Raw genomic sequence first — 22,914 nt, forward strand, 5'->3', positions numbered from 1 at the left:
GACCTACTCAATGAATACTGAATTAACTTGGTGTCACTCAGTTAGCATTGAGATAAATGATGAAATCTCAATCCCGCGTGAGTGCCCACACAGATTGTCTGACTAATTGTTAAAGAGCGCGCTTCGAATTCTTACCGAAGCGGGATGCGCATTCTACGCTGTCCCTTAGTGAAGTCAAGCAATTTTTTCGTTCTTTCGAAGCGAATGCCATTCTTCAAAACTTTAAGTTTTGTGCCTTTCGGCTCAACTCTCAAAGCGGAGCGCCATTTTACTCAGCAAACTCATCAGGTCAAGGCCTTTTTCGATGAAGTTTATTGAGCGGCTGACGCCGAGTTAACCGGTTAGGGGTTTGGCCTTGCGACCCGCCCTGCGCCGTTAACGTGAGGGCGCATTATAGGGAGGGCGGCCGACAGCGCAAGGCTTTTTCACCGCGATGAGCCCAACCGCTCGGAAAGCCATCAATGGCGGGTATAATGGCCGCCATTCATTGCATTGAGGAGTCCGCCATGACCGTAGGCAGCTATATGGGTAACACACCAGAACTGGGCGAAGGGGTCTTTATCGAAGACAGCGCCGTGCTCTATGGCGACATCACCCTGGGCGACGACAGCAGCGTCTGGCCCCTGGTGGCGGCCCGGGGGGACGTCAACTTCATCCGCATTGGCGCGCGCACCAATGTCCAGGATGCCAGCGTGCTGCACGTATCCCGTCCGGGGAACGGTCATCCCGATGGCTTTCCACTGATCATCGGCGAGGATGTGACTGTGGGGCACAAGGCGATGCTGCACGGCTGCATCATCGGTGACCGGGTGTTGGTGGGCATGGGGGCCATTCTGCTGGACGGCGCCGTGATTGAAGACGAGGTGATCATCGGGGCCGGGGCCCTGGTGCCTCCGGGCAAGCGGTTGGAGAGTGGCTTTCTCTATATTGGCAGCCCGGTTAAGCAGGCTCGTCCGCTGACCGAAGAGGAGCGGGCTTTCCTCAAGGAATCCTCTGCCCACTACGTGCGTTTGAAAAACCAGTACTTGGCGGAGCGCCAAGGCTGACTCAGATGGGCGGGTGGCCGAGCCAGATCCGCCCCTGGGCGTCGAAGGCGTCGTCCTCGATCAGCCGCTCCGCTTCCGCTTCAAGATCGAAGCGCAGCTGCTCAAAGGCCGCGGCGGCCTCTTCCGCCGTGGTCAGGGTGCTGTCCAGCTTATTAGCCAGGGTATTCAGCCCCACCAGGCAGGGCACCCGTTGGCCGGCCACCATGGCGTCGAACTGGGCCCACCCCTGCTCCCACTGGATCTCCACATGATCGTTAAACAGGATCTGTTGATTCATTCTCCCTCCTGAAGCCGACGCATCAAGCGGTCGTAGACCGGCTGCACCTTGGGACGCACCCCTCGCCACAACGCAAAGCTTTCGGCGGCCTGTTGCACCAGCATGCCCAGCCCCGCCAGGCTCTGGCCGGCCCCCTGCGCCCGGCCCCAGCGCTGAAACGGCGTCGCTTCAGTGCCATAAGCCATATCATAGGCGACACCACCGGACTTCAGACAGGCCGGTGGCAACGGCGGCAGCGCGCCGCTGAGGGAGGCGGAGGTGCCGTTGATGACCACATCGAAGGTACCCTCGATGCCGTCCAGCCCCACACCGCGTACCGGTCCCAGCCCGGCAAACTGCGCCGCCAGCTGGTGCGCCTTGTCGGCGGTGCGGTTGGCGATCACCAGCTCACTGGGCTGACAGGCCAGCAGAGGCAGCAGTACCCCACGCACGGCGCCCCCCGCGCCCAGCAGCAGCACGCGGGCCTGGGCCAAAGGCGCGCCCTGAGCCAGCAGATCCGCCACCAGACCCGCGCCGTCGGTGTTGTCCCCCAGCAAGCTGCCGTCCTCCTGCCAATGCAGGGTGTTGACGGCCTGGGCCAGGCGCGCCCGCTCAGTCAGTTGGTCACAGAGGGCCACCGCCTCCTCCTTAAACGGCAGGGTCACGTTGGCGCCCCGCCCGCCCTCGGCGCGAAAGGCCGCCACGGCGTCGGCAAAGCCCGTCTTGGGTGCTAGGATGGCGCGGTAGACCATCGCCTGGCCGGTTTGCTCGGCGAAGGCCTGGTGGATGAACGGAGATTGACTGTGGGCGATGGGGTGGCCGAATACCGCGTATTGATCCATGGGTCCAAACGATTGAAGGGAAGTAGATGCTGTCACTTATACGCCGACACCTGAGTCCTAAGCAACCGCAGAGCGCCTACGAGCGCATGGGCGGCGAGCCGGTGGTGCGGGCGTTGGCCCACCGTTTTTACCAGTTGATGGCGCAAGACTCGGACTACGCCGAACTGCGTGCCCTGCATCCGGAGGATCTCGGCGGCAGTGAGCAGAAGCTGTTTGAGTTTCTCAGCGGCTGGCTGGGTGGCCCCCCGCTGTTCGAGCAGCGCCATGGTCATCCCATGCTGCGCGCCCGTCACCTGCCTTTCCCCATCGACAAGCGCCAGCGCAACCTGTGGTTGCACTGCATGAAACGCGCTTTGGAGGTGGAGGTCCGCGATCGCCAGGTGCGGCGGGCCATGCTGGAGGCCCTGATCCCCCTGGCGGATCACATGCGTAATCGTGAAGAGGGGTGCCCGGTGAGAGCGCCCTCTTAAGCCAGCTCCGCCAGCCAGTCCCGAGGTTTGAGGTAGTCGTAGAGCCGCGCCTCGGCACTGTCGGCGCTCGGCTGGTACTGGTATTCCCAGCGCACCAGCGGCGGCATGGACATCAGAATGGACTCGGTGCGGCCCCCGGTCTGCAGACCAAACAGGGTGCCCCGGTCGTACACCAGGTTGAACTCCACGTAGCGACCCCGGCGGTAGAGCTGGAACTGCCGCTCCTGCTCACCGTATTCGTCCGCCTTGCGCCGAGCCACGATGGGCAGATAGGCCTCCAGGAAGCCGTTACCCACCGCCTGCATCAGGGCGAAGCTCTGATCGAAGCCCGGCGCATTGAGGTCATCGAAGAACAGGCCACCGACGCCGCGGGTCTCGTCCCGGTGCTTCAGGTAGAAGTAGCGATCGCACCACTGCTTATACTCGGGATAGACCTGAGCGCCGAAGGGCTCACACACCGACTGCGCCACCCGGTGCCAGTGCAGCACGTCCTCATCCACCGGGTAGAAGGGGGTCAGATCGAAGCCTCCACCAAACCACCACACCGGCGCCTCACCTTCCTTCTCGGCGATAAAGAAGCGCACATTGGCGTGAGTGGTGGGCACATGGGGGTTGTGGGGGTGGATCACCAGGGACACGCCCATGGCCTCAAAACGGCGGCCCGCCAGCTCAGGACGGTGCGCGGTGGCGGAGGCCGGCATCTGAGCCCCCATCACATGGGAAAAGTTGACCCCTGCCTGTTCGAACACCGCCCCCTCTCTGAGCACCCGGCTTTCGCCGCCGCCCCCTTCCGCCCGCTGCCATTGATCCTTCTGGAACTGGGCGCCGCCATCTTCGGCCTCCAGCGCGCGACAGATCCGGTCCTGGAGATCGAGTAAGAAGGCTTTTACCGCCTGTGCATCCGGGGCCATGGGCTTTCCTTGTGATTGGGTTAAGAGCGCAACACCTGTTCGGTCAGGGCGTCGAGGATGGTGGAGGGGCTTTCCCGCCCCCCAACGTCGCCGATCACCACGCCGTCGATCCGGTCGCCCAGGGCCTGAAGCACCTCGTCGGCGGTGCGGGCGGGGGGTTCACCGGTCAGGTTGGCGCTGGTGGAGACCAGCGGGGCGCCAAAGGCGCAGCATAGGTCGGCCGCGACCGGGTGTTCGGTCACCCGCACGGCCAGGGATTCGAATTGGCCGGTGACCCAGTCGGGGACACTGGCTTTGGCGGGCATCACCCAGGTGGTGGGGCCCGGCCAACGGGACAGCACCGCCCGGCGCCGCTGGGGCGTCAGGGCGGTGTCATCCACGTAGGGGAGCAGCTGGCCGTAACTGGCGGCGATCAGGATCAGTCCCTTCTCCACCGGACGTTGCTTGATCGCCAGCAATCGCTGGACCGCGTCCGGGTGGCGGGGATCGCACCCCAGGCCAAATACCGCTTCGGTGGGGTAAGCCACCACACCGCCCTCGGCGATGATCTGGGCGGCCTGGTTGATGGTCACCAGTCGGCTCACGCCCGCTCCTTAACCTGCCAGCTTAGCTTGCAGGGCGGCGTCCTTGGCTTGAACGGCTTCGGCGCTCTTCTGACGCTCAGCTTTCACCGCTGCCGCCAGCTCATCATCGCCGACCGCCAGCATCTGGGCCGCCAGGTAACCGGCGTTCTTGGCACCGGCGCTGCCGATGGCCACGGTCGCCACCGGCACACCGCCGGGCATCATAACGGTGGAGAGCAGCGCGTCGTGGCCCTGCAGCGGACCATTGTCCACCGGCACACCGATAACCGGACGGGTGGTGATGCCGGCAACGGCACCGGCCAGGTGAGCGGCCAGACCGGCGGCGCAGATGAAGACCTTGCAGCCACGCTCTTCGGCGTCTTTGACGTAGGCGTGGGTAGCGGCCGGAGTACGGTGGGCAGAGGTCACCTTGGCTTCATAGCGAATACCAAAGCCCTTCAGGACGTTAAGGGTGCTCTGCATGGTCGGGAGATCAGAATCGGAGCCCATCAGTACGGCAACGAAAGGGGTGCTCATGGTGTAGTTCCTTGTTGTAGGTCACAGAAGTTTTGTTTTTGTGGCGCGGATTATATCGCCTCTGACTGGTATTTGCATGACCGCTGTGGACAAAGCCAGCGGCGCTGTCCGCGCACGTTTTTTTCCACCAGCAGGGGCCACCCACAGTCTGGGCAGGGCTGGGCCACTGGCGGGAAATTGAGAAGGTATTTGCACTTAGGGTAGCCCGAGCAGGCAAAGAAGCGCTTACCGAAGCGGTTGGTCCGTTCCACCAGGTGGCCGCTGCGGCAGCTGGGGCAAGCCACCTCCTGGGTCGGCTCCTTCGGCTCCTCCTTGGCGATGTAGTGGCAGCGGGGATAATCGCTGCAACCGATGTAGAAGCCGTATCGACCCGACTTGAGGGCCAGGGTGTGGCCGCACTCCGGGCACTCGGTGCCCTCCATCAGCTCCTCCTCCACCACCGGTTTCTCCACCAGGGGGCGGCGATATTGGCAGGTCGGGTAGCTCTGGCAGCCGAGGAAGGGGCCATGCTTGCTGTGACGCATCGTCAGTTCGCTGCCGCACTCCGGGCAGACCTCATACTCGCGCTCCAGCGCGTGTTCGTGCGTAGTGAACAGCTGATGGTCGATCTTGGACATGGACTCCCCCAAACCACAAGGCGGTGTGAGCGAATTTTACCAGTTCTGCCGCTGAGATTGCATCGCCTGGGATTGCTAGAATATTGTATACAAAAACAAACAAAGGAATGACAATGCGTTTACTCCCCCTGCTAGTCCTGACCGCGTTGATGGTCGCCTGCTCCAGCGTGGCGCCCCCACCGCCGCTGACCCTGAACGACTGGCGCACGCCGGATCCCCAGCAGCTGCCTCTGGCCCTGGCCCACCTGCAACGGGGAGACACCGAGCAGGCGCTTGACTACCTGCGGGCCTACTCCTATTTCGGTGACCCTGAACAACTGGGCAGCGCCCAGCGGGCCCAGCTGCACCGGGGGATGCTCGCCCTGGGCAATACCCTGGATCCCCACGTCACCCCCCGTCTGGCGGAGCAGTGGGCCGTCACCCTCTATCGCTACTACGGTGAGGCAAATCTGGCCGAACACTATGCCGAGCTCCAGCCGGCCCTCGTCCGTCAGCTCAACGCCTTCACCCAGCGCGCGCCGGCCAACCTGGCCCAGGAGTACGCCCTGTGGGAGCTGCTGCGCGCCCCGGGTTTGCTGATGCACACCGCCCGGCGCCAGGGTGAGGCCAGTGCGCTGCGCCCGGCCCTGACCCAACCGGCGTTGACCCAGACCCTGATGACCTTCGCTGCCAGCACACAGGCCCGTTACGACGCCCAGGACTGGCCACTGAAAAACCTCTACTGGGTGCTGGCCCACCAGCGTCTGCTGCTGGATGACGAGGCTGGCCAAGCCCAGGACAGCCAGGTGGCCGCCATCGCCCGCCAGGATGCGATCACGCGGGCCGACGCGGCCGGTGAGGCGTTCACCCTGGGTTATCTGGTGAACGCCTTCCTGGGGCAGGAGGCCTGCACCCGGGACTACCCGGATCTCTGCACGGTACCGGCGCCTGAGGCGGTTCTGCCCATCCTTCATCGCTGCAGTGCGCGCCTGGTGATCCGGGCCCAGGACCTGGCCGAGGCGGAGCTGGCCGACAGCTGCGCCCGGCTGACCGCCCAGGAGGATCACTTCCATCAACTGCTGGCCACCGACCGGACCCCGGTGGCCAATGATCATAACCACAATCTGGAAGTGGTGGTGTTTCGTAACTGGAGCCAGTACAACGCCTACGGCCAACTGCTGTTCGACATCGGCACCGATAACGGCGGCATGTACATCGAGGGGACGCCCCAGGCTGAGGGCAACCAGGCGCGCTTCTTTGCCTTTCGTGGCTGGTGGCTGCCGGAGTTTACCGTCTGGAACCTCAACCACGAGTATGTGCATTACCTGGATGGGCGATACGTGAAGTACGGAGGCTTTGGCCATTTTCCGGCGCAGATGGTGTGGTGGGCAGAGGGGTTGGCGGAGTACATCGCCAAGGGTGCGGAGAATCGCCAGGCTCTGGAACTGCTACAAACGACCCCGGCGGAAAAGCGGCCCAGTCTGACCCGGGTGTTCGCCACCGAGTATGCCGATGGGTTGGAGCGCACCTACCGTTGGAGCTACCTGGCGGTGCGCTATCTGGCGGAGACGGACCCGGCCAGCCTGCAGGCCATCGCCAAGCCCTTAAAGCGGGATCACAACCAGGGCTACCTGGAGGCTCTGGCCAGCACCGCCGAGCAGCATCAGGCGGGCTTTGCCCGCTGGCTGGACGCCCTGGCCGCCGAGCCCCTACCGGAGGAAGAAGCGGCCTCCCCCTACCCGCGCAAGCTGGACCGCTACAGCTACCGGGATTACCTCAGACCCTCCCAACTGGCCAACACCGAAGGTCACCTGCACTTCTGAAACAGCAAGGGCGCCATCGGCGCCCTTATCAGTGGGTCAGTGCAGCAGCCCTTCCGGCTCCTCGAAGATGAGGTCCTCCATCTGGGTGTAGGCCTGTTCGTTGCCCGGGGCGTTGAACAGCACCATCAGCACCACCCATTTGAGGTCATCCAGGGAGAGCGGCTCGCCGTCCAGCTCCATCACCCGGTCCACCACCATCTCCCGGGTGGTGGGCGAGAGCACCTGGACCTGCTCGAGGAACATCAAAAAGCCGCGGCACTCGGTATCAAGGCGGGCCATCTCCTTGGCATTGAAGACCCGAAAGCCATCCTGGTTGTTGCCCACCAGGTAGGGTTGGCGGTCGGAGTCCTGAAGCTCCGCCAGTTTCTCGATCCAGATGAGGGCTTTGCCAATCTCATCGGAGCGGAAGCCAGCACGGCTCAGTTCGTCGGTTAACTCTTCGCGGTCGAACAAAAGTTCAACATCGCTCTGTACATAGGTTTCAAACAGGTACATTAAAATGTCGAACATCATCGTTTCCCCCTAAGCCGAACATAGCCACCGGGTACAGCTGCAACCCACCCGTCCAGTTCCATCTCGGTCAGTTGCTCAAGCACTACATCTACCGGCATCCTGCTGTGTGCAACCACATCATCTACCGGTGTCGCTTCATAACCCACACTATCCAACAACGTGGGGACTGGCAAATTTTCTACGTCCCCCCCGGAGGGGGCGATCACCCCCGCCGTCAGAGGCTCGGGCAACTGCGGCAGCAGCTCCTCAAGGATATCGACCGGCTCAGTGACCAATTTGGCACCCTGCTGGATCAGATAGTGGCAACCCGCGCGATTGGGATCGAGCACACTGCCGGGTACGGCAAACACCTCACGACCCTGTTCCGCAGCCAGGCGCGCGGTGATGAGCGAGCCGCTGCGCAGGCTGGCCTCCACCACCAGGGTTCCAAGGCTCAAACCGCTGACGATGCGGTTGCGCCGGGGAAAGTGGGAACGGCGAACCCCGGCCCCGGGCCAGAACTCGGAGACTCGGGCGCCCTGCTGCTGGATCCGCTGCGCCAATGACTGATGACGTCTGGGGTAGACGCCCGCCAGGCCGCTGCCCTCCACCGACACCGTGGCCCCCGTCTCCAGCGCCCCCAGGTGCGCGGCGCCGTCGATCCCCTCCGCCAGCCCGGAGATCACCAGCCAACCCTGCTCGGTCAACAGGCGCGCCCAGTGCTGAGCCAGTTCCCGACCCGCGGGCGAGGCGTTGCGGCTGCCCACCATGGCCAGGGCAGGCCGACTGAGCAGCGTCGGATCGCCGGCCACAAACAGCAGCAGGGGAGCGTCGGGAAGGTGTTTGAGCAGCGGGGGGTATCGGGGGTCGGAGAGGGTAAGCAGGTGGTGGTCGGGGCGGGCATTGAGCCAGGCCAGGGCGGCGTCGATGCTGTCCCGGTCCGGCCGGATCAGCGACCGCTGCTGGGCCGCCGACAACCCGGGTAACCGGCCCTGGGCCGCCCCTTCCCATATCGCCTCCAGGGAATGGGCCGCCAGCAGCGCCAGCTTCTTGCGCTGGCCCAGCCCGGACACGGCGTCCAGGGCCAGCCAGCGCATCAGGGTGTCAGTCACTGCGACTGCCGAACACCATGGGCTCGGGTCGGGCCAGCAGGTCCAGCACCCGCACCGGGCGACGGCCGTTGACGATGAGGCCCAGGCTGACCCGGTCGTAGGTCTTGAACAGCATCAGCTCTCCCCGGTACACCTCTGGCTGCTTGATGGTGCGCCCATCCGAGATCATCGCCACCATGTTGTCGTAGGCCCGACGGTCCACCGGTTCAACGAAGGTGCCGTCCTTGTGCTCCACCACCTCGGTGCCCTCCTTGTGGATGGCATACACCTGACCGGCGGCCGCGCCGTCCTGGGTGCCCCGGTTGATGATGGCCACTTCCAGGGGCCCGATCTCCCGCACCATGGCATCGGAAGCGATCACCCGGCCGTCGGCGCCCTCGGGCGCGGCGGTGGGCATCATGTAGGCGGGCATCATGAGATCTTCCTGGATGGGCATCACCCGCTGGCCCGGCTTCACCTCCTGGCGCATGCTGAGCAGCTCGATGCGGGAAACCTCACCGGACTCAATCACCCGGCCGGTGGCGGTCATCAGCGCCTCCTGGCCGAGAAACTCCTGGGTGTCCGGGTCGTTGAAACGGCGGGACAGCATGTAGACCCCGTACTTCTCCCCCAGGGGCAGTTGGGCGTTGATGAACACCACGTCCCCCATGGTGTAACGGGTGGCGTCGCGCTCACCGCCGATCACCTGGGGCGTGTCCAGCAGCGCCTCCTCCCCCAGCACCTGCTGGTAGCTGAGGTAGGGTTCAATCACCGACAGCGGCAACGCCGGGATGGCGCCCCCCTTGGACTGGATCCCCATCTCGGGCGACATCCGTTTGACCGGCTTGCGCACCAGTCGGGGCTCGCCGTCCAGGTAGACCAGGGTCAGGCGATCACCGGGGTAGATAAGGTGAGGGTTGGCGATCTGCGGATTGGCGCCCCACAATTTAGGCCAGCGCCACGGATCGTCGAGAAACAGGGCCGAGATGTCCCACAGGGTATCGCCCTTTTTCACCACGTACGTCTGGGGGTGGCCGGGCTTGAGCGTCAGGGTATCGGCGAACAGCGGCAGGCTCAGCAAGCCCGCCAGCAAGAGGGTCACGATTCTCATCCCACATCCTTGTCAAAATGCCGCCTCCCCGCCTTTCCTGTAAAAGGGGGAAGCAAAGGGTTAAAATTACCTCAAAGCAACCTAATTATAGGCAGGTTGTTACCAAAATCCCTATAGATATGAATGAGATTAGCAATGGCTGTAAGAGAAGTCCTGCGTTTTCCTGATGAACGTTTACGCACCCTGGCCAAACCGGTCACCGATTTTGGTCCGGCGCTTCAGCAGCTGGTGGACGACATGTTTGACACCATGTACGAGGAGCGGGGCATCGGCCTGGCGGCCACCCAGATTGACGAACACCTGCAGGTGATCGTCATGGACCACTCCGAAGACCGCAGCGCGCCCAAGGTGTTCATCAACCCGAAGATCGTGGAGGAGCGTGGCCACTTCACCAACGAAGAGGGTTGCCTGTCCGTCCCGGGGATCTACGCCAAGGTGGAGCGGGCCGAGCACGTCACCTTCGAAGCGCAGGACCGTGAAGGCAATCCCTTTACCGTGGAAGCCGACGAGCTGCTCTCCATCTGTATCCAGCACGAGATGGACCACCTCCAGGGCAAGCTGTTTGTCGATTACCTGTCCCCGCTGAAGCGCCAGCGCATCAAGCAAAAGCTGGAAAAGCAGGCCCGCCTCGACGCCAAACACGCCTCCTAGGACGCCACCTTGACTGCACTCAAAATCGTATTTGCCGGGACCCCGGATTTCGCCGCTCAGCACCTGGCGGCACTGTTAGACTCGCCCCACCAGGTGGTGGCCGTCTACACCCAGCCGGACCGGCCCGCCGGTCGCGGTAAGAAACTCACCGCCAGCCCGGTGAAGCAGCTGGCCCTGAGTCATGACCTGCCGGTGCACCAGCCCCAGTCCCTGCGCAAGCCCGAGGCCCAGCAGACCCTGGCCAACATCGAGTTCGATCTGATGGTGGTGGTGGCCTACGGCCTGATCCTGCCCAAGGCGGTCCTGGAACTGCCGCGACTGGGCTGCATCAATGTCCACGGCAGCCTGCTGCCCCGCTGGCGGGGCGCCGCCCCCATTCAACGTGCTATCTGGGCCGGCGACACCGAAACCGGCGTAACCATCATGCAGATGGACGAGGGGCTCGACACCGGGGCAATGCTGCATAAGGCCGCCCTGCCCATCGAGGACAGCGACACCTCCGCCAGCCTCTACACCAAACTGGCTGAGCTGGGTCCCAAGGCGCTGCTGGAAGCCCTGGAGCCTTTGGCCGCGGGCACCGCGCACGCCGAGGTGCAGGACAACGCTTTGGCCAACTACGCCGAGAAGCTCTCCAAGGAGGAAGCGGCGGTGGACTGGCGCAAGAGCGCCCTGGCCCTGTGGCGCGAGTGCCGCGCCTTCAACCCCTGGCCCGCCAGCCATTTCCAGGTGGCCGAGCAGACCATCAAGCTGTGGGGCTGTGAAGTGGCCGACGAGGCCCACAACGCCGCACCGGGCACCGTGTTGTCCGCCGACAAGCGGGGGATCCGCGTGGCCACCGGCGACGGCGTTCTGGTGCTCACCAACCTTCAACTGCCGGGCAAGAAAGCGATGGCGGTGGCGGACATCCTCAATGCCCGCAAAGAGTGGTTTGAGGTGGGAAGCCAACTGTCATGAGCCAACCCAATCTGCGCGCCCTGGCCGCCTCGGTGATCATCCAGGTGATCGATCAGGGTCACTCCCTGTCCCAGGCCCTGCCCAAGGCCCAAACCAAGCTGACCGACTCCCGTGACAAGGCTCTGCTGGCGGAGATCGCCTACGGCGTGATGCGCCAGTTACCTCAACTGGACACCCAGGTCCGTCGCTGCCTGCAAAAGCCCCTTAGCGGCAAGAAACGGATCATTCATGGACTGCTGCTGGCCGGGCTGTATCAACTCAAGCACACCCGGGTGGCCCCCCACGCGGTGGTGGCCGAATCGGTCAACGCCTGTCGTGAGATCGGCGCCCCGGGGATGACCGGTCTGGTCAACGGCGTGCTGCGTGCACTGGACCGGGATCTCGATGCTCTCAAAGCGGAGCAGTTCGACGCCCCGGCGCTGCACCATCGCCACCCTGGCTGGTTTGTTCGCCGCCTCCAGGCCGCCTACCCGGCCCAGTGGGAAGCCATACTCGAGGCCAACAACCAGCAACCGCCCCTGTGGCTGCGCAACAACGTCCTCCAGCAGAGTCGCGACGCCTACCTGGCGCAGCTGGCCGAGGCGGGCATCGAAGCGGTGGCCGGTGACGAACCCGAGTCCCTGCGCTTGCTCAAAGGCTGCGATGTCACCACCCTGCCCGGCTTCGCTGCTGGCGCGGTGTCGGTGCAGGATCTCTCCGCCCAGAGCAGTGCCCGTTTGCTGGCCCCGCAGGCGGGTGAGCGGGTGCTGGATGCCTGCGCCGCCCCCGGCGGCAAAACCTGTCACCTGCTAGAGCTGCAACCTCAGATGGCGCAGCTGGTGGCCATGGATGTGGACCCGAGCCGCCTGACGCGGGTGCGCCAGAACCTGGACCGCCTGAGTCTGGAGGCCACCCTGGTGCAGGGCGATGGCGCCGAGCTGTACAGCTGGTGGGACGGCGAAGCCTTTGATCGCATCCTGCTGGACGCCCCCTGCTCCGCCACCGGGGTGATCCGCCGCAACCCGGACAGCAAATGGCTGCGCCGGGACGAGGACATCGACCAGCTGGCTCAGCTCCAGCGCCGGATCCTGGCGGCCTGCTGGCGGGCCCTGAAGCCCGGCGGCACCCTGGTGTACGCCACCTGCTCCGTTCTTCCGGACGAAAATGTTGAGCAGATCCAAGCATTTCTAAAGGAAAACCCCGATGCTATGCTCGATCCCATCCTTGAGGGTGAGGATGAGACTCGCCCGGGGTGGCAGCTGTTGCCCACCCCGGAGGGGGGAGATGGCTTCTACTACGCCCGCTTAGTGAAGCGGCAGGATGGACCCACGCACACGGCATGAAAATCATCATTCTCGGCGCCGGCCAGGTCGGCGGCACCCTGGCGGAGAACCTGGTCGGGGAAAACAACGACATCACCATCGTCGACAACAACCTCCGCTCCCTGGGCAACCTCCAGGACAAGCTGGATCTTCGGGTGGTGCACGGCCATGCGGGGCACCCCCATGTGCTGCGGGACGCCGGGGCCGAGGATGCGGACATGCTGATCGCGGTCACCAACTCCGACGACACCAACATGGTGGCCTGCCACCTGGCCTACACCCTCTACGGCACCCCCACCAAGATCGCCCGGATCCGCAGCCCCGCCTACCTGACCAAGCAGGACGAACTGTTTCAAAGCGGCAGCGCCGATCCCGACAGCCGGGGTCGCTTCTTTATCGACGAGCTGATCGCGCCCGAGCAGTTAGTGACCAATTACATACGCCGGTTAGTGGAATATCCGGGGGCTTTGCAGGTGCTGGAGTTTGCTGGCGGCAAAGCGAGCCTGGTGGCGGTGAAGGCGTACTACGGCGGCTCTTTGGTGGGCAGCGCCCTGTCCGCCCTGAAAGAGCACATGCCCAACATCGACACCCGGGTGGCCGCAATTTTCCGTCAGGGTCGGCCCATCATGCCCCGGGGCACCACGGTGATCGAGGCGGACGACGAGGTGTTCTTCGTTGCCGACTCCAAGCACATCCGGGCGGTGATGAGTGAGATGCAGAAGCTGGAGTCCAGCTACCGCAACATCATGATCGCCGGCGGCGGCAACATCGGCTTCGGCCTGGCCAAGGCGCTGGAGCCCTTCCACGAGGTGAAGCTCATCGAGCGCAACCTGGAGCGGGCCAACCAGCTGTCGGAGTACCTGGAGGACACCACGGTGTTCCACGGGGATGCGTCGGACCAGGAGCTGCTGAGCGACGAGCAGATCAGCCAGGTGGACGTGTTCATCGCCGTCACCAACGACGACGAGGCCAACATCATGTCCGCATTGCTGGCCAAGCGGATGGGGGCCAAGAAGGTGATGGTGCTGATCCAGCGCGAAGCCTACGTTGACCTGGTGCAGGACGCCAACATCGACATCGCCATCTCCCCTCAGCAGGCCACCATCTCGGCGCTGCTGACCCACGTGCGCCAGGGGGACATCAACAATGTCTACTCCCTGCGTCGGGGGGCGGCGGAGGCCATCGAGGCGGTGGCCCATGGCGATCCCAGCACCTCCAAGGTGGTGGGCCGCCAGGTGCAGGAGATCAAGCTGCCGCCGGGCACCACCATCGGCGCCATCGTGCGGCGCGATGAAGTGATGATGGCCCACGACCGCACCGTCATCGAGCAGGACGACCACGTCATCCTGTTCCTGGTGGATAAGAAACACATTCGAGAAGTGGAAAAACTGTTCCAGCCCAGCGCCCTCTTTATCTGACGCGAGAAACGCGCCTAAGGAGACCGGGATGATCAACGTCCGCCCCCTGCTGCTGTTGCTCGGCCTGTTCCTGGCCGTGCTGGCGGGGTTGATGCTGATCCCCGTGGGCTTTTCCCTCTACCACAACGAAGGCCTGGTGCAGGATTTCCTGCTCGCCGCCGCCCTCACCGGCGGCGTCGCCTTTGTTGCCCTAGGCAGCAGCTGGGGCTGCAAAATCACCCTGCACACCCGCGATTTCTACCTGTTTACCACCCTGACCTGGTTCGTGGTCGCCCTGTTCGCCGCCCTGCCCTTCACCTTTTTCCACGCCATCAGCTACACCGACGCCTTCTTCGAAACCATGTCGGGGATCACCACCACCGGCTCCACGGTGCTCAGCGGCCTGGATCAGGCCCCCTGGTCAATTCTGATCTGGCGTTCGTTGCTGCAGTGGCTGGGGGGGATCGGCTTTATCGCCGTCGGGGTGGCGATCCTGCCGATGATCAACGTCGGGGCGATGCGCCTGTTTCGCACCGAATCGTCGGATTGGTCGGACAAATCCCTGCCGCGCACCAAGGCGATCGGCCAGGGGCTGGTGAAGGTCTACCTGTCACTGACCGCCCTGTGCGGCATCGGCTATTACCTGGCGGGGATGACGGCGTTCGAGGCGCTCAACCACGCCATGACCACCATCTCCACCGGCGGCTACTCCACCACCGACAGCTCCATGACCCACTTCAGCACCGCGGCCCACTGGAATGGCACCCTGTTCATGTTTCTCAGCGGCTTGCCGATGCTGCTCTACGTACAGAGCCTGTACCGGCGCTCCTGGGCCCCCTGGCGGGACCAGCAGGTGATTGGCTACGCCCGTTTCGTGTTGATCAGCGCACTGCTGCTGGCCCTGTGGCTGATGGAGGCGCAGGAGATGGCCTTCCTGCCGGCACTGACCCTGGCCGCCTTCAACTTGGTCTCCGTGGTCACCACCACGGGGTTTGCTTCCACCGACTACAGCCAGTGGGGGCCGGCGGCCAGCATCATCTTCTTTCTGCTGATGTTCGTCGGGGCCTGCTCCGGCTCCACCTCCGGGGCCATCAAGATTTTCCGTTTCCAACTGGCCGGGGCGGTGGTGATCAAGGCGTTGCGTCAACACATCCACCCCAACGCCGTGGTGCCTCAGCGCTACAACCGGCGCACCATCAACGAGGGGATCCTGCGCTCCCTGGTGGCCTTCACCATGTTATTTATGGCCACCATCGCGGCCCTGTCGCTGTTTCTGGTGCTGGTGGGGGTGGATCCGGTGTCCAGTCTGACCGGTGCGGTGACGGCGGTGACCAATGTGGGGCCCGGGCTGGGTGAGGTGATCGGGCCGGCCGGCAACTTTGCGTCGTTGCCGGACAGCGCCAAGTGGGCCCTGAGCGTGGGGATGCTGCTCGGAAGGCTGGAGATCGTGACCGTGGCGGTGCTCTTTTTGCGCACCTTCTGGGGATACTGACCCGGCGTTACGCCGCCGGCAGCAGGGTCACCAGGTGGCGGGCGTAATCCCGCACGTCGTCCCAATCGGTGTAGTCGAGCACCGTCTTGGGATCCGTCGGCCCGTCGGTCATTTTCATGATCAGGCGGATCGCCAGGCTGTCCCAGAACCCCCAGTTGGGGTAATCCACCTTGCCGGCGATCACCTTGAGATCACCGGGGCGCCAGGGGGAGAGTTCCAGGAACTTCTGCATGTAGCGGTTGCCCTCCACCGTGGCCTTTTCCGGAGTGCGGGCGACAACGGAGATGTTGAAGAAGCTGCTGGGTCGGGCCTCCAACTCGGCTCGGTTGGCCTCGATAAAGGCAAACACCGACTTGTCGTAGGTGCCGTAGAGCACCGGGGCGCCCATCACCACCAGGTGGTAGCGATCCCAGTCGACCCCCTCACGCTCCGCTTCCAGGAGATCCATCATGTCGCAGGCCTGCCCCGCCTCCTGCAGGGTTTCCATGATGGTGCGGGCCACCCTGGCGGTGTGGCCGCCTCGGCTCATGTACAACACCAAGGTCCGTTTCATTGTCGCTCCTGTGAATTGCGCAAAGGGATGGCCCAGTGTGACCGGCGCGCGACGCCGTTACCGGGCCGATGATCACAAAGCCCCCGCCTGCGGGATGGAAGGGTGAAAAAACGGGATCCACCTCTAAGTATTAACAATCCCAACAGATAGAATTAATATTAGTTCTGACTAATTTTTCGGCGAGGTCGTAATGACGCCCCAAATCGACATTGAAAACATGGCGGACAACGCCGAGGCGGCTTCCCGCCTGCTCAAGTCCATCTCCAATGGCCACCGCCTGATGATCCTCTGTCTGCTGCTGGACAACGAGCTGACCGTGGGTGAGCTCAACGACAAGGTGCCCCTGAGTCAGTCGGCCCTGTCTCAGCACCTGGCGGTGCTGCGCAAAGAGGGCCTAGTCAGCACCCGCAAGGAGGCGCAGATGGTGTGGTATCGCCTGGCCAGCGCCGAGGTGGAAGCGATCCTGGCCACCCTGCATCAGATCTACTGCGCCCCGGCGGCCACCGCCTCATAAGTCCGCGCAGCGATCCGCGAACAGCTCCACCTGCCCCCAGTCGGTATACTCCACCACCGCATCCGGCGCCGTGGGGCCCTTGGTGATCCACATGATGAAGCGGATCACCTGCTTGTCCCAGAACCCGTAGGCCGGGTAGTCGAGCTTGCCGGCAAACACCCCCAGCAGATTGGGCTGCCAGGGGCTCAGCTTGGCGAACTTGGTCATGTAGGGATTGGTGTCCGGGGTGTTCTTGTTGGCCTTGCGGGCCACCAAGTTGACGCTGAAAAACGCACTGGGCAACCGCTCCAGGTGGCCCTGGTGACGACGGATAAAATCAAACAGCGCCGGGCGGAACTTGCCGTAGCGGATGGAGGCGCCGATGATCACCGCGTCGGCTTCCGCCAGCAGCGCCCCACCGCGGGCCAGGTCCGCCACCGTCACCTGATGCTCCTGGGCTTCCAGCCGGGCCTGCAGGCGTTCGGCGATGTGCCGAGTCTGGCCATCCACCGTGGAGTAAAGGATCAGCACCCGTTTCATCGTCTTCCCTCTTAACTTTTCCAGAACGCCGGCGAGAACAGCACCAGCAGGGTGAAGATCTCCAGTCGGCCGAACAGCATGGCCACCACCAGCACCCACTTGGCGGCGTCGTTGATCTCACCGTAGTGGCTGGCCACCGCCCCCAACCCGGGCCCCAGGTTGTTGAGGCAGGCCACGGTGGCGCTGAAGGCGGTGATGTCATCCAGCCCGGTGGCCATCAGGATCACCAGGCACAGGGCAAAGATGGCGGCGTAGGCGGCGAAAAAGCCCCAGACCGCGTCGATGACCCGATCGGCCACCGCCTTGTTGTTCAGCCGGATGGAGTACATGGCCCTGGGGTGGATCAGGCGGTTCACCTCCCGTCCCCCCTGCTTGAGCAGCAGCACGAAGCGCACCACCTTCATCCCCCCGCCGGTGGAGCCGGCACAGCCCCCCACGAAGCTCGAGAGGATCAGCAGCATGGGCAGGAACAACGGCCACTCGGAGAAGCTCTGGGTGCCGAAACCGGCGGTGGTGGAGATGGACACTGCCTGGAACATGGCGTGGTCCAGAGTCGACTCCGGCGAGTCGTAGATCCCACTGTTGAGCAGCACCAGGAAGCAGATGCCGGTAAGCACCAGCTGGAAGCCCAGGAACACCCGCACCTCGGTGTCCCGAAAATAGGTCTTCAGGTTGATGTTACGCCGGCCGAAGGCGGTGAAGTGCAGCGTGAAGTTGATGCCGGCGATCAGCAGGAACACCACGCAGATGGCGTTGATCAGGCGGCTGTCGAAGGCCCCCATGCTGCCGTCGTAACTGGAGAAGCCACCAATGGATACGGTGGAGAAGGCGTGACCGATGGCATCAAACAGGTTCATCCCGGCCAGCCAGTAGGCCAGGGCACAGGCGATGGTGAGGGTCAGGTAGATGTACCACAGCGCCTTGGCGGTCTCGGCGATCCGCGGCGTCATCTTGTTGTCCTTGACCGGCCCGGGGGTCTCGCAGCGGTACAACTGCATCCCCCCGATCCCCAGCATGGGCAACACCGCCACGGCCAAGACGATGATCCCCATGCCGCCCAGCCACTGCAGCAGGTGGCGGTAGAACAGGATCGCCTTGGGCAGCTCATCCAGGCCGGTGATTACCGTGGCCCCGGTGGTGGTCAGTGCCGAAAACGACTCGAACATGGCGTCCGAGAAGCTCAGGTTGGGGGAATCCGCCAGCAGCAGGGGGATGGCGCCGATGGAGCCCAGCACCGTCCAGAACAGCACCACGATCAGGAAGCCTTCCCGGGAGCGCAGCTCCTGCTTGGCGTAGCGGTTGGGATACCAGAGCAACAGGCCCAGCGTCAGGCTGACCACGAAGGCCTGCACAAAGGTGGTTCCTCCGCCGTCCTTGTAGATCACGGCGATCAGGGCCGGCGGCAGCATGGTGATACTGAACAGCGCCACCAGCAGGCCGATAATCCGGGTAATGGTCCGGTATTCCATTGACAGTTCGATGAATTAATTTGGGCTAGGATACTCGACAGCGGGCCATAATTTCACCCCTTTGGGGGGCGAGACAGGCTCAGGCGACCGCCGCTGCGCTGTCGCAGGTCCCCTTCGAAGGCCGCCAGGGCCGACTGGGGCAGGGATAAAGTCAGGCGCACGGCGCTGTCGTAATGCTGGTCTACTACGGTGCCACGGTGCTGGGTTACCAGGTACTCTAGCAGGGGCAGATCGCCGTATTCGCCCCGCACCTCGACCTGAGTCAGGGCCACGTAGGGTGTGGTGTCCAAGGACTCCAGCGCCAGCTTGACGCCGCCGGCGTAGGCGCGCACCAGGCCCCCAACTCCGAGTTTGGTGCCGCCATAGAAGCGCACCGACACCGCCGCCAGCTGGCCCACCTCGCTGCCCAGCAGCACGTTCAGCATGGGGCGACCAGCAGAGCCTGCCGGCTCCCCATCGTCGGAGGCCCCGATCTCCCGGGTGCAACCCGGTGGACCGGCCACAAAGGCCAGGCAGTGGTGGCTGGCTTCCGGGTGGGCGCTTCTCAGCCGGGCCTGCAGGGCCCGGGCCTCGGCGCCGCTGGTGATCCGCTCGATCACCGTCAGGAAGCGACTGCGTTTGATCACCTCCTCCACCTGGACCGGCCCGGCGGGCACCACAAAGTCGCCGCTCATCAGGCCAGGTCGTGCTTCCGGGTCAGGTTGCGGGTGCCGTCGTCGGTGACCACCACGTCGTCTTCGATGCGGATCCCGCCAAAGGGACGCAGCTCGTCGATCACCGGGGTGTTCAGCAGCGCCCGAGCCGCGTCCGACAGATCGGCGATCAGGCTGTCGATGACGTACAGGCCCGGCTCGATGGTCAGCACCATGCCGCTCTCGATCACCCGAGTACAGCGCAGGGCCGGGTAGGCCTCGGGGGCCGCTAGGTGGGTGCCCTGCTCGTCCTGCATAAAGCCGGCCACATCGTGAACCTGCAGGCCGATGGGGTGGCCCAGGCCGTGGGGGAAGAAGGCGCGGGTCACCCCGCTGTCGAAGGCCGCTTCGGCGCCGCCCTTGACCAGTTCAAACCGGGCCATCAGCTCCGCCACCTTGTGGTGCATCTGCTGGTGCAGGTCGGTGTAGCGCAGGTCGGGACGGATGGCGGCGATAATATCGCGCTGAGCCATGTCCATCGCCTGGACCAGCTCACCGAACCGGGTGGTCTGGTCGAAGGCGTAGGTGCGGGTGATGTCGGCGGCGTAGCCGTTGACCGAGGCCCCGGCGTCGATCAGGAAACTGCGACGCTGCGCAGGGGCCCGACGCTCCAACTTGGTGTAGTGCAGGATGGCGCTATGCTCATTAAGGGCGACGATGTTGCCGTAGGGCACCTCGTTTTCACCGTGCTCGGTGGCCGCCAGGTACGCCTGCTGAATGGCAAACTCGGACTCGCCCTGGAAAAACGCGTCCCGGGCCGCCTTGTGGCCCAACACCGCGATGCGATTGGCCTCGTCCATGCAGGCGATCTCGTAGTCGGTCTTGATGCTGCGGTGGAAGTGCAGGTAATCCAGCAGCGCCTGGGGGTTCACCTGGTTGAGGCCCAGCTCGCAGGCCCGTTGGGGGTGCTCCCCCAGGTAGGCAAACCGGCTTCGCTCCGCCGGCAGCAGGCCGGGCACCTGGTCCAGCCGCTCGAAGGGCACCAGCTCGACCCCGTCCACCCAGTATTCGGTGGGCAGCGGCGGCACCTTGTGCCAGAAATCCACGGGACGATAAAACAGCAAGCGGGGTTTTTCCCCCACGGTCACCACCAGGTAACAATGGGGGTTGTCTACTACCGGAACCCAATGCTTGAAATGGGGATTGACCTTGAAGGGGTAGTCCATGTCATCCAGGAAGATCCGGTGCGGTTCACCGGCGTGGATGATCATCCCCTCCAGGCCCAGGCGCGGCAGGATCTCATCCACCCGCTGGCGCAGGGTCTGCAGGTGGTCCGGATAGGTGTGGGCGAGTCGTTCCATGGCAATCTTCACGTCGTTCGGCATTGAGTGCTCGGCAGTGTATCACCGGCCCTGAGGCAGATCACATAACGAGGTTCAAACACCCGTTTTAAATAGGTGTTGCAATTTACCGTGACCCGCCTCACACTTGCTCACAATGCCATCACTCGGATGTGGTAAATAAGGAACCCAACCATGATCTTTGAGAGTAATGCCCTCAGCGTCGATTGGCTGGAACCCGGCATCGCCCAGATGACCTTCGATGCCGAAGGCTCCGTCAATAAGTTCGATCGCAACACCCTGACGCAATTCCACAACGCCCTTAACGTCCTCCACGATCTGCCCGACCTTCAGGGCCTGGTGGTGGCCTCCGCCAAGGGTGCCTTTATTGTCGGTGCGGACATCACCGAGTTTCTGACCCTGTTTGCCGAGCCGGAATCGGTCCTGCAGCACTGGCTGGAAGAGACCAACCTCATCTTCAATAAGCTCGAAGATCTGCCGGTTCCCACCATCGCCGCCGTCAATGGCTATGCCCTGGGCGGCGGGTGCGAAGCCATCCTCGCCTGTGACTTGCGGGTCGCGGACACCTCCGCCCGCATCGGATTGCCGGAAACCAAGCTGGGGCTGATCCCCGGCTTTGGCGGTACCGTCCGCCTGCCCCGGGTGATCGGCGCCGACAACGCTCTGGAGTGGATCACCACGGGTAAGGAGCACCGCCCCGACGCCGCCCTGCAGGTAGGAGCCGTCGACGCCGTAGTGGCTCCGGACGCCCTTTCCGCCGCCGCCGTGGCCATGCTCAAGCGCGCCATCGCCGGCGAGATCGACTGGCAAGGCCGTCGAGCCCGCAAACAGGCGCCGCTCACCCTGTCCAAGATTGAAGCGGCCATGTCCTTTTCCACCGCCAAAGGCATGGTGGCGATGAAGGCGGGTCCTCATTACCCCGCCCCGCACGCCGCCGTGGCCCTGATTGAGCAGGTGGCCGGTCAGGGTCGTACCGAAGCGCTGCTCGGCGAGCACGCCGCCTTTATTAAGCTGGCCAAAACCGAGGTCGCCACCGCGCTGATCGGCCTGTTCCTCAACGACCAGTTCGTTAAGGGCAAAGCCAAGAAGGCCACCAAACTGGCCAAACCGGTGGAGCAGGCGGCGGTCCTGGGCGCCGGCATTATGGGTGGCGGCATCGCCTACCAGTCCGCCGTCAAAGGCACGCCTGTGGTGATGAAAGACATCGCCCAACCGGCGCTGGATCTGGGCCTCAACGAAGCCGCCAAGCTGCTGGGCAAGCAGGTGGAGCGCGGTCGCCTCAAGCCGGACGGCATGGCCAAGGTGCTTAACGGCATCGTGCCCAGCCTGGATTACGCCCCGGTGGCCCACGCCGACGTGGTGGTGGAAGCGGTGGTGGAGAACCCCAAGGTGAAAGGCATGGTGCTGGCCGAAGTGGAAGCGGTGGTGGCCGAAGACGCGGTGATCGCCTCCAACACCTCCACCATCTCCATCGACCTGCTGGCCCAGAGCCTCAAGCGCCCGGAAAACTTCTGCGGCATGCACTTCTTTAACCCGGTGCACCGTATGCCCCTGGTGGAGGTGATCCGCGGCGCCAAGACCTCCGACGAGACCGTGGCCAAGGTGGTGGCCTACGCCGCCAAGATGGGCAAGACCCCCATTGTGGTGAACGACTGCCCTGGCTTCTTCGTCAACCGCGTGCTGTTCCCCTACTTTGCCGGCTTCAGCCTGCTGCTCAAAGAGGGCGCCGACTTCCAGCAGATCGACAAGGTGATGAGCAAGCAGTTCGGCTGGCCCATGGGCCCTGCCTACCTGCTGGACGTGGTGGGGATCGACACCGCCCACCACTGCCTCGATGTGATGGCCGCCGGCTTCCCCGAGCGCATGGGCAAGCTGGACAACGACCCGGTGGACCTGATGTTCCAGGCGGACCGCTACGGCCAGAAGAACGGCAAAGGGTTCTTCCAGTACGCCCCGGACCGCAAGGGCAAGCCGAAGAAAACCGTCGACGAGGCCGCGCTGGCTCTGCTGGCGGACGCCTACGGCGCGCCCCAGGCCTTCGACGCAGAGACCATCATCGCCCGCACCATGGTGCCGATGATCAACGAAACCGTCCGCTGCCTGGAGGAAGGCATCGTCGCCTCTCCGGCGGAAGCCGACATGGCACTGCTGTACGGCATCGGTTTCCCCGCCTTCCGCGGTGGGATCTTCCGCTACCTGGACACCATCGGCCTCGACCGTTTCGTCGCCATGGCCGACCAGTACGCCCACCTGGGCCCGCTGTACCAGGTCACCGATAAACTCCGCGAAATGGCCGCCCAAGGCGCCCGTTTCTATCAAGGACAGTGAGGAGC

At 64.0% G+C, this 22,914-nt stretch carries 24 protein-coding genes; 10 read left to right on the forward strand and 14 right to left on the reverse strand.

From position 1 onward, the window contains the following. Window positions 1–506 precede the first annotated feature (506 nt). A complete protein-coding gene (locus KUV81_RS18955) occupies window positions 507–1,046 on the forward strand; it encodes a gamma carbonic anhydrase family protein (protein ID WP_222545473.1) in 540 nt (179 codons plus the stop codon). Between the two features lies 1 nt (window position 1,047). Here KUV81_RS18955 and KUV81_RS18960 read toward each other — a convergent pair whose 3' ends face one another. Beyond that, window positions 1,048–1,323 (reverse strand): DUF1488 domain-containing protein, encoded by a 276-nt coding sequence (locus KUV81_RS18960; RefSeq protein WP_222545474.1) that lies wholly within the window; start codon window positions 1,321–1,323, stop codon window positions 1,048–1,050. Then, window positions 1,320–2,144: a shikimate dehydrogenase gene (gene aroE / locus KUV81_RS18965; RefSeq protein ID WP_222545475.1), complete on the reverse strand. Its 825-nt coding sequence runs from the start codon at window positions 2,142–2,144 to the stop codon at window positions 1,320–1,322. Before aroE ends, KUV81_RS18960 begins: the two co-directional genes overlap by 4 nt. Window positions 2,145–2,170: 26 nt before the next feature. Between aroE and KUV81_RS18970 the strand changes: the two genes are divergently transcribed. Continuing rightward, window positions 2,171–2,614: a group II truncated hemoglobin gene (locus KUV81_RS18970; protein WP_222545476.1), complete on the forward strand. Its 444-nt coding sequence runs from the start codon at window positions 2,171–2,173 to the stop codon at window positions 2,612–2,614. Here the strand turns inward: KUV81_RS18970 and hemF are convergent. Genes hemF through KUV81_RS18990 form a run of 4 tightly spaced genes read right to left on the reverse strand, consistent with a single transcriptional unit; the run spans window position 2,611 to window position 5,242 of the window. Continuing rightward, on the reverse strand, window positions 2,611–3,525 hold the full coding sequence (gene hemF / locus KUV81_RS18975; RefSeq protein WP_222545477.1) for an oxygen-dependent coproporphyrinogen oxidase: 915 nt from the start codon (window positions 3,523–3,525) through the stop codon (window positions 2,611–2,613). The genes KUV81_RS18970 and hemF overlap by 4 nt on opposite strands. 20 nt (window positions 3,526–3,545) lie before the next feature. Beyond that, window positions 3,546–4,109 (reverse strand): L-threonylcarbamoyladenylate synthase, encoded by a 564-nt coding sequence (locus KUV81_RS18980; RefSeq protein WP_222545478.1) that lies wholly within the window; start codon window positions 4,107–4,109, stop codon window positions 3,546–3,548. A gap of 9 nt (window positions 4,110–4,118) precedes the next feature. Next, a complete protein-coding gene (purE, locus tag KUV81_RS18985) occupies window positions 4,119–4,625 on the reverse strand; it encodes a 5-(carboxyamino)imidazole ribonucleotide mutase (protein WP_222545479.1) in 507 nt (168 codons plus the stop codon). Window positions 4,626–4,675: 50 nt separating this feature from the next. Continuing rightward, window positions 4,676–5,242, reverse strand: coding sequence for a type I DNA topoisomerase (locus KUV81_RS18990; RefSeq protein ID WP_222545480.1), 567 nt, complete (start codon window positions 5,240–5,242; stop codon window positions 4,676–4,678). Window positions 5,243–5,355: 113 nt separating this feature from the next. Here KUV81_RS18990 and KUV81_RS18995 point away from each other — a divergent pair, with 113 nt between their 5' ends. Then, the gene (locus tag KUV81_RS18995; RefSeq protein ID WP_222545481.1) at window positions 5,356–7,044 is read left to right on the forward strand and encodes a collagenase; all 1,689 of its coding nucleotides are present in this window, start codon (window positions 5,356–5,358) and stop codon (window positions 7,042–7,044) included. A 36-nt stretch (window positions 7,045–7,080) separates the two neighbouring features. Here KUV81_RS18995 and KUV81_RS19000 read toward each other — a convergent pair whose 3' ends face one another. The 3 genes from KUV81_RS19000 to KUV81_RS19010 are packed head-to-tail and all read right to left on the reverse strand — an operon-like array spanning window position 7,081 to window position 9,738. Beyond that, a complete protein-coding gene (locus KUV81_RS19000; protein ID WP_222545482.1) occupies window positions 7,081–7,554 on the reverse strand; it encodes a DUF494 family protein in 474 nt (157 codons plus the stop codon). Further along, window positions 7,554–8,648: a DNA-processing protein DprA gene (gene dprA, locus KUV81_RS19005; protein WP_315900107.1), complete on the reverse strand. Its 1,095-nt coding sequence runs from the start codon at window positions 8,646–8,648 to the stop codon at window positions 7,554–7,556. Before dprA ends, KUV81_RS19000 begins: the two co-directional genes overlap by 1 nt. Next, on the reverse strand, window positions 8,641–9,738 hold the full coding sequence (locus KUV81_RS19010; protein WP_222545483.1) for a LysM peptidoglycan-binding domain-containing protein: 1,098 nt from the start codon (window positions 9,736–9,738) through the stop codon (window positions 8,641–8,643). The genes dprA and KUV81_RS19010 overlap by 8 nt, the downstream gene beginning before the upstream one ends. Before the next feature lie 135 nt (window positions 9,739–9,873). Between KUV81_RS19010 and def the strand changes: the two genes are divergently transcribed. The 5 genes from def to KUV81_RS19035 are packed head-to-tail and all read left to right on the forward strand — an operon-like array spanning window position 9,874 to window position 15,533. Next, complete coding sequence (gene def, locus KUV81_RS19015; protein ID WP_222545484.1) at window positions 9,874–10,389, forward strand: peptide deformylase; 516 nt, start codon at window positions 9,874–9,876, stop codon at window positions 10,387–10,389. 9 nt (window positions 10,390–10,398) lie between these two features. Next, window positions 10,399–11,343: a methionyl-tRNA formyltransferase gene (gene fmt, locus KUV81_RS19020; RefSeq protein WP_222545485.1), complete on the forward strand. Its 945-nt coding sequence runs from the start codon at window positions 10,399–10,401 to the stop codon at window positions 11,341–11,343. After that, a complete protein-coding gene (gene rsmB, locus KUV81_RS19025; RefSeq protein ID WP_222545486.1) occupies window positions 11,340–12,665 on the forward strand; it encodes a 16S rRNA (cytosine(967)-C(5))-methyltransferase RsmB in 1,326 nt (441 codons plus the stop codon). The genes fmt and rsmB overlap by 4 nt, the downstream gene beginning before the upstream one ends. Next, the gene (trkA, locus tag KUV81_RS19030; RefSeq protein WP_222545487.1) at window positions 12,662–14,062 is read left to right on the forward strand and encodes a Trk system potassium transporter TrkA; all 1,401 of its coding nucleotides are present in this window, start codon (window positions 12,662–12,664) and stop codon (window positions 14,060–14,062) included. The genes rsmB and trkA overlap by 4 nt, the downstream gene beginning before the upstream one ends. A 28-nt stretch (window positions 14,063–14,090) precedes the next feature. After that, window positions 14,091–15,533: a TrkH family potassium uptake protein gene (locus KUV81_RS19035; protein ID WP_222545488.1), complete on the forward strand. Its 1,443-nt coding sequence runs from the start codon at window positions 14,091–14,093 to the stop codon at window positions 15,531–15,533. 7 nt (window positions 15,534–15,540) lie between these two features. Here KUV81_RS19035 and hemG (KUV81_RS19040) read toward each other — a convergent pair whose 3' ends face one another. Further along, window positions 15,541–16,086, reverse strand: coding sequence for a menaquinone-dependent protoporphyrinogen IX dehydrogenase (hemG, locus tag KUV81_RS19040; RefSeq protein ID WP_222545489.1), 546 nt, complete (start codon window positions 16,084–16,086; stop codon window positions 15,541–15,543). A gap of 190 nt (window positions 16,087–16,276) precedes the next feature. On the opposite strand from hemG (KUV81_RS19040), the gene KUV81_RS19045 reads away from it, so the two are divergent. Next, window positions 16,277–16,600: an ArsR/SmtB family transcription factor gene (locus KUV81_RS19045; RefSeq protein ID WP_222545490.1), complete on the forward strand. Its 324-nt coding sequence runs from the start codon at window positions 16,277–16,279 to the stop codon at window positions 16,598–16,600. Here KUV81_RS19045 and hemG (KUV81_RS19050) read toward each other — a convergent pair. From hemG (KUV81_RS19050) to pepQ, 4 genes are read right to left on the reverse strand one after another with little or no spacing between them, the layout of a single operon-like run. Then, window positions 16,595–17,119, reverse strand: coding sequence for a menaquinone-dependent protoporphyrinogen IX dehydrogenase (gene hemG, locus KUV81_RS19050; protein ID WP_222545491.1), 525 nt, complete (start codon window positions 17,117–17,119; stop codon window positions 16,595–16,597). The two genes, KUV81_RS19045 and hemG (KUV81_RS19050), sit on opposite strands and share 6 nt — an antisense overlap. Window positions 17,120–17,130: 11 nt before the next feature. Further along, the gene (locus KUV81_RS19055; protein ID WP_222545492.1) at window positions 17,131–18,588 is read right to left on the reverse strand and encodes a TrkH family potassium uptake protein; all 1,458 of its coding nucleotides are present in this window, start codon (window positions 18,586–18,588) and stop codon (window positions 17,131–17,133) included. A gap of 53 nt (window positions 18,589–18,641) precedes the next feature. Next, window positions 18,642–19,262 (reverse strand): YigZ family protein, encoded by a 621-nt coding sequence (locus KUV81_RS19060; RefSeq protein ID WP_222545493.1) that lies wholly within the window; start codon window positions 19,260–19,262, stop codon window positions 18,642–18,644. Beyond that, entirely contained in the window at window positions 19,262–20,581 is a 1,320-nt protein-coding gene (gene pepQ, locus KUV81_RS19065) for a Xaa-Pro dipeptidase (protein ID WP_222545494.1), read from the reverse strand. The genes KUV81_RS19060 and pepQ overlap by 1 nt, the downstream gene beginning before the upstream one ends. 174 nt (window positions 20,582–20,755) lie before the next feature. Between pepQ and fadB the strand changes: the two genes are divergently transcribed. Then, a complete protein-coding gene (fadB, locus tag KUV81_RS19070) occupies window positions 20,756–22,909 on the forward strand; it encodes a fatty acid oxidation complex subunit alpha FadB (protein WP_222545495.1) in 2,154 nt (717 codons plus the stop codon). Window positions 22,910–22,914: the final 5 nt, after the last annotated feature.

The organism is Ferrimonas balearica (assembly GCF_019802085.1).
Taxonomy (GTDB): Bacteria; Pseudomonadota; Gammaproteobacteria; order Enterobacterales; family Shewanellaceae; genus Ferrimonas; species Ferrimonas balearica_B.

Bases quoted from the DNA above. Each gene is read 5' to 3' on its own strand.
- KUV81_RS19000 (WP_222545482.1), bottom strand. From the start codon at position 7,554: ATGTTCGACATTTTAATGTACCTGTTTGAAACCTATGTACAGAGCGAT.
- def (WP_222545484.1), top strand. From the start codon at position 9,874: ATGGCTGTAAGAGAAGTCCTGCGTTTTCCTGATGAACGTTTACGCACC.
- KUV81_RS19045 (WP_222545490.1), top strand. From the start codon at position 16,277: ATGACGCCCCAAATCGACATTGAAAACATGGCGGACAACGCCGAGGCG.
- trkA (WP_222545487.1), top strand. From the start codon at position 12,662: ATGAAAATCATCATTCTCGGCGCCGGCCAGGTCGGCGGCACCCTGGCG.
- hemF (WP_222545477.1), bottom strand. From the start codon at position 3,525: ATGGCCCCGGATGCACAGGCGGTAAAAGCCTTCTTACTCGATCTCCAG.
- pepQ (WP_222545494.1), bottom strand. From the start codon at position 20,581: ATGGAACGACTCGCCCACACCTATCCGGACCACCTGCAGACCCTGCGC.
- KUV81_RS19060 (WP_222545493.1), bottom strand. From the start codon at position 19,262: ATGAGCGGCGACTTTGTGGTGCCCGCCGGGCCGGTCCAGGTGGAGGAG.
- KUV81_RS18955 (WP_222545473.1), top strand. From the start codon at position 507: ATGACCGTAGGCAGCTATATGGGTAACACACCAGAACTGGGCGAAGGG.
- KUV81_RS19010 (WP_222545483.1), bottom strand. From the start codon at position 9,738: ATGAGAATCGTGACCCTCTTGCTGGCGGGCTTGCTGAGCCTGCCGCTG.
- KUV81_RS18995 (WP_222545481.1), top strand. From the start codon at position 5,356: ATGCGTTTACTCCCCCTGCTAGTCCTGACCGCGTTGATGGTCGCCTGC.
- KUV81_RS18970 (WP_222545476.1), top strand. From the start codon at position 2,171: ATGCTGTCACTTATACGCCGACACCTGAGTCCTAAGCAACCGCAGAGC.
- fadB (WP_222545495.1), top strand. From the start codon at position 20,756: ATGATCTTTGAGAGTAATGCCCTCAGCGTCGATTGGCTGGAACCCGGC.
- KUV81_RS18960 (WP_222545474.1), bottom strand. From the start codon at position 1,323: ATGAATCAACAGATCCTGTTTAACGATCATGTGGAGATCCAGTGGGAG.
- purE (WP_222545479.1), bottom strand. From the start codon at position 4,625: ATGAGCACCCCTTTCGTTGCCGTACTGATGGGCTCCGATTCTGATCTC.
- KUV81_RS18990 (WP_222545480.1), bottom strand. From the start codon at position 5,242: ATGTCCAAGATCGACCATCAGCTGTTCACTACGCACGAACACGCGCTG.
- KUV81_RS19035 (WP_222545488.1), top strand. From the start codon at position 14,091: ATGATCAACGTCCGCCCCCTGCTGCTGTTGCTCGGCCTGTTCCTGGCC.
- KUV81_RS19055 (WP_222545492.1), bottom strand. From the start codon at position 18,588: ATGGAATACCGGACCATTACCCGGATTATCGGCCTGCTGGTGGCGCTG.
- aroE (WP_222545475.1), bottom strand. From the start codon at position 2,144: ATGGATCAATACGCGGTATTCGGCCACCCCATCGCCCACAGTCAATCT.
- hemG (WP_222545489.1), bottom strand. From the start codon at position 16,086: ATGAAACGGACCTTGGTGTTGTACATGAGCCGAGGCGGCCACACCGCC.
- hemG (WP_222545491.1), bottom strand. From the start codon at position 17,119: ATGAAACGGGTGCTGATCCTTTACTCCACGGTGGATGGCCAGACTCGG.
- rsmB (WP_222545486.1), top strand. From the start codon at position 11,340: ATGAGCCAACCCAATCTGCGCGCCCTGGCCGCCTCGGTGATCATCCAG.